Origin of the sequence: Arthrobacter sp. ZBG10, assembly GCF_001238605.1 — a bacterium.
Taxonomy (GTDB): domain Bacteria; phylum Actinomycetota; class Actinomycetes; order Actinomycetales; family Micrococcaceae; genus Arthrobacter.
On the sequence record NZ_LFQH01000104.1, the window covers coordinates 1 to 11,624 of the forward strand.

Annotated in this window: 16 protein-coding genes and 1 pseudogene; 7 read left to right on the plus strand and 10 right to left on the minus strand. The window is 67.8% G+C overall.

Features of this window, described 5'->3' with window-relative positions:
* Positions 1 to 39 precede the first annotated feature (39 nt).
* Positions 40 to 1,125: an S-(hydroxymethyl)mycothiol dehydrogenase gene (locus ACU18_RS18540; RefSeq protein ID WP_050687954.1), complete on the plus strand. Its 1,086-nt coding sequence runs from the start codon at positions 40 to 42 to the stop codon at positions 1,123 to 1,125.
* Positions 1,122 to 1,763 carry an MBL fold metallo-hydrolase gene (locus ACU18_RS18545; protein WP_050687955.1) on the plus strand — a complete coding sequence of 214 codons (642 nt, stop codon included), beginning with the start codon at positions 1,122 to 1,124 and terminating at the stop codon, positions 1,761 to 1,763. The genes ACU18_RS18540 and ACU18_RS18545 overlap by 4 nt, the downstream gene beginning before the upstream one ends.
* 15 nt (positions 1,764 to 1,778) lie before the next feature.
* On the opposite strand, the gene ACU18_RS18550 is transcribed toward ACU18_RS18545, so the two are convergent.
* On the minus strand, positions 1,779 to 2,528 hold the full coding sequence (locus tag ACU18_RS18550) for a lipoate--protein ligase family protein (protein WP_050687956.1): 750 nt from the start codon (positions 2,526 to 2,528) through the stop codon (positions 1,779 to 1,781).
* A gap of 16 nt (positions 2,529 to 2,544) precedes the next feature.
* Between ACU18_RS18550 and ACU18_RS18555 the strand changes: the two genes are divergently transcribed.
* Both ACU18_RS18555 and ACU18_RS18560 read left to right on the plus strand, forming a co-directional pair.
* Entirely contained in the window at positions 2,545 to 2,937 is a 393-nt protein-coding gene (locus tag ACU18_RS18555) for a DUF2177 family protein (RefSeq protein ID WP_050687957.1), read from the plus strand.
* A 6-nt stretch (positions 2,938 to 2,943) separates the two neighbouring features.
* Positions 2,944 to 3,492, plus strand: a complete 549-nt coding sequence (locus ACU18_RS18560) for a hypothetical protein (protein ID WP_157407849.1) — start codon at positions 2,944 to 2,946, stop codon at positions 3,490 to 3,492.
* A gap of 5 nt (positions 3,493 to 3,497) precedes the next feature.
* Here the strand turns inward: ACU18_RS18560 and ACU18_RS18565 are convergent, their stop codons facing one another.
* The 3 genes from ACU18_RS18565 to ACU18_RS18575 form a co-directional block, all read right to left on the minus strand.
* Positions 3,498 to 5,213: an ABC1 kinase family protein gene (locus tag ACU18_RS18565; protein ID WP_050687959.1), complete on the minus strand. Its 1,716-nt coding sequence runs from the start codon at positions 5,211 to 5,213 to the stop codon at positions 3,498 to 3,500.
* Positions 5,213 to 5,758: a PadR family transcriptional regulator gene (locus tag ACU18_RS18570; RefSeq protein WP_050687960.1), complete on the minus strand. Its 546-nt coding sequence runs from the start codon at positions 5,756 to 5,758 to the stop codon at positions 5,213 to 5,215. The genes ACU18_RS18565 and ACU18_RS18570 overlap by 1 nt, the downstream gene beginning before the upstream one ends.
* 83 nt (positions 5,759 to 5,841) lie before the next feature.
* Complete coding sequence (locus ACU18_RS18575) at positions 5,842 to 6,645, minus strand: thioesterase family protein (RefSeq protein ID WP_050687961.1); 804 nt, start codon at positions 6,643 to 6,645, stop codon at positions 5,842 to 5,844.
* Positions 6,646 to 6,816: 171 nt separating this feature from the next.
* Between ACU18_RS18575 and ACU18_RS18580 the strand changes: the two genes are divergently transcribed.
* Positions 6,817 to 7,494, plus strand: a complete 678-nt coding sequence (locus ACU18_RS18580; protein ID WP_050687962.1) for an endonuclease/exonuclease/phosphatase family protein — start codon at positions 6,817 to 6,819, stop codon at positions 7,492 to 7,494.
* On the opposite strand, the gene ACU18_RS18585 is transcribed toward ACU18_RS18580, so the two are convergent.
* On the minus strand, positions 7,491 to 8,006 hold the full coding sequence (locus tag ACU18_RS18585) for an NUDIX domain-containing protein (protein WP_050687963.1): 516 nt from the start codon (positions 8,004 to 8,006) through the stop codon (positions 7,491 to 7,493). The two genes, ACU18_RS18580 and ACU18_RS18585, sit on opposite strands and share 4 nt — an antisense overlap.
* A 26-nt stretch (positions 8,007 to 8,032) precedes the next feature.
* Between ACU18_RS18585 and ACU18_RS18590 the strand changes: the two genes are divergently transcribed.
* The gene (locus ACU18_RS18590; protein WP_050687964.1) at positions 8,033 to 8,551 is read left to right on the plus strand and encodes a metallophosphoesterase family protein; all 519 of its coding nucleotides are present in this window, start codon (positions 8,033 to 8,035) and stop codon (positions 8,549 to 8,551) included.
* Here the strand turns inward: ACU18_RS18590 and ACU18_RS18595 are convergent.
* Positions 8,529 to 9,068, minus strand: coding sequence for a hypothetical protein (locus ACU18_RS18595; RefSeq protein ID WP_050687965.1), 540 nt, complete (start codon positions 9,066 to 9,068; stop codon positions 8,529 to 8,531). The two genes, ACU18_RS18590 and ACU18_RS18595, sit on opposite strands and share 23 nt — an antisense overlap.
* 179 nt (positions 9,069 to 9,247) lie before the next feature.
* Here ACU18_RS18595 and ACU18_RS18600 point away from each other — a divergent pair, with 179 nt between their 5' ends.
* Positions 9,248 to 10,141, plus strand: a complete 894-nt coding sequence (locus ACU18_RS18600) for a glucose 1-dehydrogenase (RefSeq protein WP_050687966.1) — start codon at positions 9,248 to 9,250, stop codon at positions 10,139 to 10,141.
* Positions 10,142 to 10,143: 2 nt separating this feature from the next.
* Here ACU18_RS18600 and ACU18_RS18605 read toward each other — a convergent pair whose 3' ends face one another.
* From ACU18_RS18605 to ACU18_RS20015, 4 genes and pseudogenes are all read right to left on the minus strand, one after another.
* A complete protein-coding gene (locus tag ACU18_RS18605) occupies positions 10,144 to 10,590 on the minus strand; it encodes a DUF1810 domain-containing protein (RefSeq protein ID WP_050687967.1) in 447 nt (148 codons plus the stop codon).
* 13 nt (positions 10,591 to 10,603) lie between these two features.
* The gene (locus ACU18_RS18610; RefSeq protein ID WP_442853726.1) at positions 10,604 to 11,143 is read right to left on the minus strand and encodes a DNA alkylation repair protein; all 540 of its coding nucleotides are present in this window, start codon (positions 11,141 to 11,143) and stop codon (positions 10,604 to 10,606) included.
* Entirely contained in the window at positions 11,140 to 11,520 is a 381-nt protein-coding gene (locus ACU18_RS18615) for a TraR/DksA family transcriptional regulator (RefSeq protein WP_050687968.1), read from the minus strand. Before ACU18_RS18615 ends, ACU18_RS18610 begins: the two co-directional genes overlap by 4 nt.
* Positions 11,520 to 11,624 (minus strand): annotated as a pseudogene (locus tag ACU18_RS20015) (transglycosylase); the annotation flags it as partial. The gene ACU18_RS18615 and the pseudogene ACU18_RS20015, both read right to left, overlap by 1 nt.

Sequence of the window (11,624 nt, forward strand, 5' to 3'; positions counted from 1 at the left end):
TTGGTCCCGTTCTGTCTATCTGCGTTAAGGGAGCCTTCCGTGGTCCATAAAGTCAAAGGTGTCGTTGCCCGCTCCAAGGGTGCGCCGGTAACCCTGGAAACCGTCCTGGTCCCCGATCCCGGACCCGGCGAGGCACTGGTGGACATCATCACCAGCGGCGTGTGCCACACGGACCTGCACTACAAGCAGGGCGGGATCAGCGACGACTTCCCGTTCCTGCTGGGCCACGAAGCCACCGGTGTGGTCAGCGCCGTTGGAGCCGGCGTCACCGAGGTGGCTCCCGGGGACAAAGTGGTGCTGAACTGGCGCGCTGTCTGCGGCGAGTGCCGGGCCTGCGCCAAGGGCCAGCCGCAGTACTGCTTCAACACCGCCAACGCCACCCAGAAAATGACTCTCGAGGACGGCACCGAGCTTTCCCCGGCCCTGGGAATCGGCGCCTTCGTCGAAAAGACCCTCGTGGCTGCCGGGCAGTGCACCAAAATTGACCCCGCCGCCGACGCGGCCGCTGCCGGCCTGCTCGGCTGCGGCGTGATGGCGGGGATCGGCGCGGCCATCAACACCGGCGGCGTCAAGCGCGGAGACACCGTCGCCGTGATCGGCTGCGGCGGCGTGGGCGTGGCCGCCATCGCCGGCGCTGCGCTCGCAGGCGCCACCACCATCATCGCGGTGGACATCGACGCCAAAAAGCTCGAACGCGCCAAGGACCTGGGCGCCACCCATACTGTTGACTCCTCGGCAGGCGACCCCGTGGAACAGATCCGGGAACTGACCGGCGGCTTCGGCGCGGACGTGGTGATTGACGCCGTCGGCCGGCCCGAGACCTACAAGCAGGCGTTCTATGCCCGCGACCTGGCCGGCACCGTGGTCCTGGTGGGCGTGCCCACCCCGGAGATGACCCTGGAGCTGCCCCTCCTGGACGTGTTCGGCCGCGGCGGATCGCTCAAGTCGTCCTGGTACGGCGACTGCCTGCCGTCCCGCGACTTCCCCATGCTCATCAGCCTGTACCTGCAGGGAAAGCTGGACCTGGACGCGTTCGTCACGGAGCGGATCAGCATTGACCAGGTCGAGGAAGCCTTCGAGAAGATGCACTCCGGCTCCGTCCTGCGCTCGGTGGTGGAACTGTGACCGCGCGGATCGACCAGCTGGTCACCTCCGGAACGTTTTCGCTCGACGGCGGCACCTGGGACGTCGACAACAACGTCTGGATCGTCGGCGACGAGGCCGAATGCGTGGTCATCGACCCGGCCCACGACGCCGCGGCCATCGCCGCTGCCGTGGCCGGCCGGAACCTCAAGGCCATCCTCCTGACCCACGGGCACGATGATCACATCGCCGCCGTCGGCGCCCTGCGGGACCTGGTCCCGGCACCCGTCCATCTTCATCCCGAGGACCTGATGCTGTGGCAGGCCGTCTACCCGGGCACCGAGCCGGAGCACAGCATCAGCCACGGCGAAGTCTTCACCGTGGCCGGACTGGAGCTAAAGGCCCTGCACACGCCGGGACACTCACCGGGATCCGTATCCTTCCACCTGGCGGACGGCCCGGCCGGCGAAAGCACCGTTTTCACCGGCGACACCCTGTTCCAGGGCGGCCCGGGCGCCACGGGCCGGTCCTACAGCGACTTTCCCACCATCATCGATTCCATCCGCAGGGAACTGCTGACCCTGCCGGCCGGAACGGTGGTCCGCACCGGACACGGCGACACCACCACCATCGGGGTGGAAGCCCCGAACCTGGACGAGTGGATCGCCCGCGGCCACTAAGCCGCAATCCGCGGGTCACGCCCCCAGGCTGCTGAAAGGCGCCTCGGCCAAGGTGGCGTGGCCCGCGTAGGTGGCCAGCAGGGCCGCCTCGACGGCGTCCACATCCAGGCCGGGCACCAGGTCGTCCGCAGCGCCCGCCGTGGCGGGGTCCCAGGCCAGGCCCAGCGCGGCGTAGCTGTCCGTGAGGACTCTCCGGATGGGTGCCGAGTTTTCCACCACAATCACCGAGCTGAAAAGCCAGCCGCCCGCCACCACGCGCTGCGCGGTGCCCACCAGTTTGACCTTGCGCGTTTCGTCCACGGGGTCCGTGCCGTGCACGCTGTACTCGCCCGGGCAGTATTCGCCGGGGATTTCCCCCACGGCGGCCTGTACGCCGGCGCGGCGCAGGGCCGCGGCGAAGAGCTCCCCGAAGTGGCTGAACCGGGCCTTTGACCCTGCCACGGCGTCCCGCTCCGGCTCAATGTGGTCCACCACCAGGGTGCCCTGGTGGTACGCTGCGGCCCGGCCGCCGGCCCTGCGGACCAGGGGTTCGAAGCCGTTGTCCCGGCACGCCTGCATGGCCGCGTCAAAACCCGGCAGGCGGGTGTCACGCTGGCCGAAGGCCACGGTGGGCGCGGGCCGGTAGAGCCTCAGGGTGGGGCCGATGTCCCCCGTTTTCGCGCGCGCCAGCAGTTCCAGGCCGAACTCCAGGTCCCGGGCAGCGCCCAGGGAGGCCTCCTGCCGCACCACGGTGAGGGTACGGGGTCCCGGGACGGTGTTCGCCATGTTGCTAAGCTCCCTTATGGTTATCTTGCAATTCCTCGTTGTGGCCGCCGCGTTCGCCGTTATCGACGCCGTCTGGCTCAAGGTCATGAACCCGTTTTACCGCAGCCACATCGGTGAGCTGCTGGCGGACAAGCCCAACCTAGGGTACGCCGTGGCCTTTTACGTCCTGTACATTGCCGGCATCGTGTTCTTTGCGCTCCGGCCAACGCTCGACGGCGGCAGCTGGCTGATGGCCCTGGGCTACGGCGCCGCGCTGGGTGCGTTCGCCTATGTCACCTATGACCTCACCAACGCCTCGACCCTGAAGGTCTGGCCCCTGCAGCTGATCATCGTGGATGTCATCTGGGGTGCGGTCCTGACTGGCCTGTCCACCCTGGTGGGCTGGCTCGTGTTCCACACCCGGGCATAGCGAACCATGGACATCAAACGCGTTCGCTGGTTAATGGTCCTGCTGGTCGCGGCCGCGGGTGGCGTCAACTTCCTCCTCAAAATCCTGTCCGGAGACACACCGGGGGATGCTGCCATCGGCACCGCGATTTATGTCGTCCTGATGGGCTCAGCTGTGGCACTCCTGCTCCGGAACCGGGGCAAAACGCTGCGCCGGCTCGCCGACAGCGGACAGGTTGAGTGCCACCTCCGCTGTCCTGAAGCGCCGGACGGCGACCGATACCGGAAGTGGAACTTCGGCCTGGTCCTGGCTTCGCCGGGTGTGCTGACGTTCCAGCCGGTCCTGGGTAAAACCACCATGGCCAGGGGCGCTGCGTTTGACCTCAAGGTGCAAGAGGTGTCCGGTTCCAGGTCAGCACCCACCGCCTGGGACAAGTTCAATCAGCTGGGACGCAAGACACTGGTCCTGCCCCTTGATACCGCTGACGGAACCGTCGAAGTTGCGGGCAGCGCCGCCACCCTGGACAAACTGGAAAGCAGGTTATTTGAGCAGGCCGCCGAAAACCTGCTGACCTGACAGGATCACCCGCGGCGCCCCACCCAGAGGCCATGCAGCAGGGGCAGCGCGGAGACCAGCATCAGGAGGTTGCCCAGCCCAGGGTCCCCGCCGCGGACCACCGCCCCGGCGATCAGCAGGGCGCCGAAGACCAGGACCGAAGCGACCCGTCGTGCGCCGCGGTTGAGCAGCGCCACCTGGCGTTCCAGCCGGGGATTGCCCACGGCGAGCGAGCCTTCCTCGGCCCTGGTGATAAGGCCGTCGAGCCGCCTGGGGAGTCCGATCGCCAGGCCCGCCACGTCCAGCACCTGCCGGCCCGCGTCCTGGATGAGGTTACCGCGCTCGTCGCGCAGCAGGCGGGCCGCGTAGGGCTCCACGGAGTCCCACAGGTTGAACCGCGGGTCGAGGGAGCTGCAGACCCCGGAGGTCAGGGACATGGCCCTGATGATCAGGAGGAAGTTCTCCGGCAGCTGGAACGGCAGCGACCGCACCACGTCGCCGAATTCAACCGCGAAGTCCCGGAACTCGCGGGGATCCACTTCCCGCAGTTCGGCGAAGCCCATGCCGCCGAACCGGGCGAAGAGCTGCGTCATGGCCCGTTCCAGCTCCTGGGTGTCGGCGGACGGGATCAGCACCCCCACGTCGCTGATCGCCGCCACCAGGCCCTTGCCGTCGCGGGAAGCGGCAGCGATGAGCAGCTTCCGCAGGCCGCTGCGGGTCCCGGCCGTGACCTCGCCCATCATGCCGAAGTCGATGAAGGTCAGTTTCCAGGCCGGTTCCCCGGGCCTGGCAGGAACGGGCGTGACGAAGATGTTGCCCGGGTGCGGGTCGGCATGGAAGTAACCGTTGGTGAAGAGCTGGTCGAACATCACGGCAGCAAAAACCGGCGCCACGTCCACCGGGTCGATGCCCGCAGCCCGCAGTGCCTCCACGTCGGTGATCTTGATGGCCGTGACGTCCTCGAGGGTGAGCACCCGGCGGGTGCACCGCTCCCAAACGACGGCGGGAACCGCCACCCGGACATCGCCGGCGAAATCGGCGGCGAAGCGCTCCGAGCCGGCCGCCTCGTGCAGGTAGTCGATCTCCTCGAAGCTCGTTTGCGCGAATTCCTCCACCAGCGCGGGCATGTCCACCCGGTCGGAGACAAGGCGGAAATGGCTGAGCCAGCCGCCCACCCTGCGCAGGGCGGCCAGGTCGACGTCGACAATCGCGTCGATGCCCGGCCGCTGGACCTTGACCACTACGTTCTCCAGCCCGGTGTCGGCGGCGTCAGCGGGGAGGAGCCGGGCGCGGTGCGCCTGGCCCAGCGATGCTGCGGCGATGGGCGTCTCCTCCACCCAGGCAAAACGCTGGCTGAACGGCGCGCCGAGCTCCGCTTCGGCAAGGGCCCGGATGGCGGCGAACAACACCGGGGGCACCTCGTCCTGGAGGCCTTCGAGTTCTGTGGTGATTTCAGGCGGGAGTACATCCAGCCTGGACGAGAGGAACTGGCCCACCTTGATCATCAGGCCGCCGAGGTCAACGGCGAGGTCGTGGAAGCGCCGGGCAAACCTGAGCATCCGTGCGGTCCGGGTCCGCTCGGCGATCCGGACCAGCCCGACGCGCGGGAGGAACAGTTCGAACCACCAGGTCACCGCCAGGTGCCACGCGGCAAAGCGCAGGATCCTGCGGTAGCGTGCTCGGGTATTTCCGGCCCCGGACACCGGATCAGCCCGGTCCCGGCGGGCCGACGCCACCCCCATCAATCCTGGGCGAGGATCGAATAGATCCGCCGGCGGGCGTCTTCAAGGACCTTGACGGCCTGCTGCACCTGTTCTGCGGAACCTGTCCGGCCCACCTGCGCGGTTGCCTGCGCCAGCTCCACGCCGGCCTTGGGGAGCGAGGCGAACCCCGGGCCCGTTGCGGCGCCGGCTTCCTCCCAGGGCGCTGAAGCGTGGGAGTCCGCAGCTTCCTCGCGGCCGGCTTCGGTCAGGGAGTAGATTTTGCGGCCGTTGGACTCTTCGGCCCGGATGGATCCCTCGTCCGCCAGCAACTGCAGTGTGGGGTAGACGGACCCGGCGCTCGGTTTCCAGCTGCCGCCGCTGCGCTCTTCGATTTCACGGATGATCTGGTAGCCGTGCATGGGTCGTTCCGCCAGCAGGGCAAGCACCGCCGCGCGGACTTCGCCTTTGCCGGCCCGGGTGCCGGCGCGCTTTTCGAAACGGGACCGCAACTCCTCCACGGCCTGCCACATGCCCTCCATGTTGTTGCTGCCGCCGAATCCGCCTGCCGGATATGAACCACGCATGATGATCTCCTTTGCAACGCCGAACGATATACAACGATACTCAACGATACACCCGGGAGCTGGCCGCCCGACCGGCCCGGTTGTCAGGTTTTACGGAGCGTCAGGATCTGTTCGGCGCGGCCAAACGGGCCCTGGCTGTCGTGCAGGACCGTGGACGTGAGGCCGATCCCGTCCCGTCCGAACGACACCGCATTGTCCAGCCCCAGCCACTCGCCTTCCGGCCGCCGGTACATGTGGATCTGCAGGTCAACGTTGGGGAACGCGTAGCTGTCCTTGCCCGGCGGAACCCTGGCCGCGATGCCGTTGGCGGTGTCCACCAGACCCATCAGCCGTGCCAGGTCACCGGCGCCCGGACCATCGGTCAGCGGGTGCGGGGTCCGGAGCCAGACCTTGCCGGCCCCGGGCCGGTGCCCACCAGCCACCCGCATCTCCAGCGATGCGATGTAACCGCCGGGCCAGACGGCAGCACCGTTAAACGGTTCGCAGTCCCCCGGGCCCGGTATGGCGGGATCCTCGACGGCGGCCACGGCCTCCGTGTTGCTGGTGGCCAGGCGCCAGGCGGTGGCCCGGATGGCGGTCCTGCCGCCGGCCACGAGTTCGGCCTGCACCAGCTCGATGGTCTTTCCCGGCCGCAGGGTGGTGGCCTCGACGTGGAATTCGCCGCCGGGGATCAGGCCGAGGATCTCGTAGCTGAGCCGCGCCATCCGGAGGTCGGGGCGGGGGTGGTGGTTTTCAAGGACGTGGGCCAACAGCCCGGAGGCGGGCGCCATGTGTTGCTCGTGCTCGTTCCAGGCGCCCTGGGCGTGCAGGGTGGAGCGGAACCGGCCGCCTCCGAGGTCCTGGTAATAGAAGTCGCCTTCGGCCAGCTGGGTCGATTCTGCAGTCAACGGGAACCTTCCGGGGTGTTTGAGGAGTCCGCCAACTCTATCTGCCGGGCGGCGTACGCCCGGCGGCGAAACGGCCCGGGCAAGGTTGCGGCGAAATGGGAGGGCCAGGTGGGAAGCTACTGGGTAGACTCAGGAACCGGTCCTGTTCGCAACCCTCTGAAGAGGTGTTCCATGCGCGTCATCAGCTACAACCTCCGCAAGCACAAGGCGAGCGGTGAACTCCTTGCCCTGGCCCATAACCACGACATCGATGCGCTGTGCCTCCAGGAAGTTGATTCCTCGGATCTGCCCGACACCCTGGGCCCGCTGCGCCTGGCGGACTCCACCAAGGGCAACCGCCTGGGCCTCGCCATTTACTACCGCACCGGCCGGTTCACGGCGTTGGACACACAGTCCTTCGCCCTGAAGAAGTCGATGCATGACCGGGTCCTTGCCCCGGCCCACGAGCGGCTGATCGGAACCCGGGTGGTGGACAACGAAACCCAGCATGAGCTGGTTATCGGCTCGTTCCACGCGGCGCCACTGACGGCGTCGAATTCGCTGCGCCGCAAGCAGATCCATGCCGCGCACGCGGAACTGCTCAGCATGGGCAAAGGCCTGATGACCCTGATGGTGGGCGACTTCAACTACCCGTTTTTCACCAAAAACCTTGACATCCACATGAAGAACTCGGGATACGCGCTGTCGCTGAGCAACCGGCGCACCTACACCCGATACAAGGTTTTTAAGGGCCACTTCGATTTCGCCACCTCGCTGGGCCTGGACATCGCCAGCGTCGAGACGCTGCCGCGCGGCAACTCGGACCATCTGCCCATCCTGGTCAACGCAGAATACGGCCCCGACTACTAAGCGCCAGGCCGTGACGGCAGGCGTTCCCGGAGGCCCGGCCAGGCCGCAGCGAAGCCGGGGTGGAGTTCCTTGTTCTCCACCCCGGCCACCGGCACCCACTGGAGTTCAATGCTCTCGGGATCGCTGATGACGGGGTCGAACGGTTCGCGGACCAGGACCACAACGGTGGTGTAGGCCCAGTAGTCCAGGTCCAGCACCGAAGTGAACAGCACGTCCACCCCGTCGGCAGGCACCGCGGCTTCCTCATTCGCTTCGCGGAGGGCGCCGGTCACGGGGTCCTCATGCTGGTGCAGCGCGCCGCCCGGCAGGCCCCAGGTGCCGCCGTTGTGGCTCCAGATGGCGCGGTGCTGCAGCAGGACACCCTTGGCGGGGTCGAAGGCCAGAACACCTGCCGCGCCGAACCTGCCCCAGAAGCGGCCCCGGCTGCCTTCCACCCAGGCGTCCCCGGGGTCGCGGGGGCCGGTACGGACGGGAGGTGTGGTGGACGTTCCGGCTGCAGTGAAGTGATCCATGGCACCAGTCTGTCAGGATGTCACTCATGCCGCTAAAACTGCTTTTGATCGCCGACACCCACGTACCCAAGCGGGCCAGGGAGCTCCCCGCCCAGGTGTGGGACGCCGTCGACAACGCCGATGTGGTGTTCCACGCCGGCGACTGGGTGGCCGTATCACTCCTGGACCAGCTGGAGCTGCGGAGCAGGCTCCTGGTGGGCGTCCACGGCAACAACGACGGGGCGGACCTGCGGCACCGCCTGCCGGAGACGGCCAGCATCACCCTGGAAGGCGTTCGGTTTGCCATGGTCCACGAGACAGGCCAGGCGAAGGGCCGGGAGCTGCGCTGCGAGGCGGCGTATCCGGAGGCGGACGTCCTGGTGTTCGGCCACAGCCATATTCCGTGGGACACCACCGCGCCCAAGGGACTGCGGTTGCTCAACCCGGGTTCCCCCACGGACCGGCGGCGGCAGCCGTCCTGCACCTACATGACGGCGGTGGCCGACGCCGGCCGGCTGGGGAACGTGGAATTGGTCAACGTGGTCAGGCCGCAGACCGCCCGGTAAGCATTTCGAGGCTCGTCGCGGAGGCGGCCAGCTCCAGCAGCCCGCGGCCCGTGTGCAGGGTGATGGCCTTCCCGCCGGGAAACGCCAGCCAGGGAGCCTTCACCACAGGTCCGGCCGGACGCGGGTCCGGATAGACTTCCACGCGGCCTGCGACGGAGCCGCTGAACCCTGCCTTGGCCTGGAACAGCAGCCGGCCACGTTCCACCTTCGCGTATCCGAAGGCCCACTTGCCCGGCGCCGGCGCGTCCGCTGCGCGTTGGGCGCATTCGAAAATCCCCTGCCGGGCGTCGCTGGCGATCCGCTTCCGTTGTACGGGCCGGAAAACCAGTTGGGCAAGCAGCATCCCCGCACCGCCTGCCACAACAAGCAGCACCAGCATGGGCCAGAACCCGATGCTTTCCTGCAGGGGGAACACTGCCAAGGCCACCACCGCGATCAGCAGGTAGCCATCCAGGTTGGCGTCGTGCAGTTTTTCCGGCCAGCCCCTGGGTGTGGGGGCCAGATCCTGTTGGGGCAACGGTGCGCGCCTTCCTGCCGATGGTCCGGACGGCAGCAAGTGCCGGGTGGGGCCAGTCTACGGCGCCGGGTTGGCAGCAGGGGCAGTTCGAGCCTAGGCTGGGAATGTAAGCATGCTTAGCTTTTAGCATCAGAACATCCAGCGGGAACCACCGCGTCCCCGGCAACAGGAGGAACCAGATGGCAGACCAGTACACGTTCCGCAATCCAGTGACAGCCTACGAACGGATTTCCCCGCCGAAGCAGCACCAGCCCGAACCAGGCCTGGATGCCGAACTTACGCCCACGGCCGATCTGGGCGAGGACAGCTACCGCGGATCCGGGCGGCTGGAGGGCCGGAAGGCAATCGTCACCGGGGCTGACTCGGGCATCGGCGCTGCCACGGCCATCGCGTTCGCCCGCGAAGGCGCTGATGTGGTGCTGTCTTATCTGCCCGAAGAGGAAGAGGACGCCGCGAGGATCGCCGGCATCATCAAGGCGGCGGGCCGGAAAGCCGTGCAGGCCCCCGGCGACCTGAAGGACGCTGGCACCTGCCGCGCACTGGTGGAGACGGCGCTGGCGGAGCTTGGGGGCCTGGACATATTGGTCAACAATGCCGGCAAGCAGGTGGCACAGGAGGAGTTCACGGACATTTCCGATGAGCAGTTCGACCACACGCTCAAGACCAACGTTTACGCCATGTTCTGGCTGACCAAGGCGGCAGTCCCGCACCTGCCGGCAGGTGCCACCATCATCAACACCACGTCCATCCAGGCCTACAGCCCCTCGCCCACCCTGGTGGACTACGCCACCACCAAGGCAAGCATCAACAACTTCACCAAGGGTTTGGCCCAGCAGCTTGCCCCGAAGGGCATCCGCGTCAACGCCGTGGCGCCGGGTCCCATCTGGACTCCGCTGCAGGTCAGCAGCGGACAGCCCAAGGAGGAACTGCCGGAGTTTGGCCAGTCCACGCCGTTGGGCCGGGCGGGCCAGCCTGCGGAACTGGCGCCGGCCTACGTGTTCCTGGCCTCCGCCGAATCCAGTTACGTGGTGGGCGAAACCCTCAACGTCAACGGCGGCAGCCCCACCCCCTAGGCTCAGGTGCCGGCAAGCCCGGCCAACAGTGAGTCCGTGGCCGCGTCGGGTACCCCGTCGAAGAACTGGTCCAGGACAGCCTGGAACAGGGCTTCACCGGGGTCTGCCCGGAGGAACAGGGTCATGGCGGATTTTAGCTTGCGTGCATCGATGCTGCCCAGGATGCTGACGGCCGACCGGCCGGGTTGGTCCATCAGGGCGGCTGTGCATTCGAGCAGGCGGGGGCCCAGGAGCCCGTGCCGCAGGTAGGCGCGCGCCTCAGCCAGTGAGTTGATGGCGTACCTGCGGGAGGTGGGGCTCTGGCCCAGGCCGGTGATCTGGGGAAACACGAACCACATCCAATGGCCGGTTTTGCTGCCTGCGCGGAGTTGGGCGAGTGCGTCGTCGTAAACCCCGCCCTCCTGGGCAGTCACGAACCGTTCAAGGTCCCGGGATGCGTTCACGGACATGTCTCCTTATCTGTCAGCCGGCCGAAGCGCCCGGCACCGCCTGGTCGAGGTACGCTGCGGCGTCCCGCAGTTCTGCGGCCGGATCGGTCCGCCACCTGGACAGGACCACCTCGGCTTTCCGCCGTTCCATGGTGCTAAACCCCGCCAGCATCGGCGCCACGACGTCGGCGAGCAGTGGGTCAGCCAGCTCCCCGGTAGCCGCGGAGCGAAGGAACCCTTCAAGGCGGGTCAGGTCGGAATGCAGCAGGGTCCGGACCCTGGTCTGCAGCAGCACCACGGCCGCCAGCCGCCGCTCAAAAACGGGGAGTACGCCGGGTGCCGGCCGGGCCCACAAGGCGGAGGCCAGCAGGAGGATCCCGTCGTGGTCGAGGTCCCGGAACTTCCGCAGCGCGTCCCGGATGGTGCCCCGCACGGCACCCACGGACGACCCGTAGGAGGCGAGGACACCGCCCAGCCGGGACCCGACGTCGTCCGCCCGGTACCAGGCGCCCTCATTCTGCAAGGTCATGTCGATGAATTCCACGGCCGGACCCACGGAACCGCCGGCGGTCACCGGCCCCGTCCCGCTGAGGAGTGGCTGATGCAGTAGGGCGTCCAGGGCCTGGCCTCGAGCCTGCCCTCGGCGATGGGCCCGCCGCACTCGAGGCAGCTCCCGTAGGTACCGTCGGCAATCCGGGCCAGCGCGGCGTCGACCTGCGCCAGGCCAGCGGCGCTTTGCGCTGCCAGGGCGGACGCCTGCGAGAGCTCGAAGGCGATGGTGGCGCCTTCCGGGTCGTGCTCGTCATCAACGTTGGAGTCCTGCCGGGCGGAGCTGGCACCGGCTATTTCGGCCCGCAGGGCAGCGACCAGCGCCAGTTTCCGGGCGCGCTCCTCCTCAAGGAGCAGCCGGAACCGGCCGGCGCTGGCCTTCGACAGTCCTGGCCGTGCCATCAGTACCAGTTGTAGGCGATCGAGTGGTTCCAGGCCGCGCAGGGCGAGCCGTAGCGGCCGCTGATGTAGCCCAGCCCCCATTCGATCTGGGTGCGGTAGTTGGT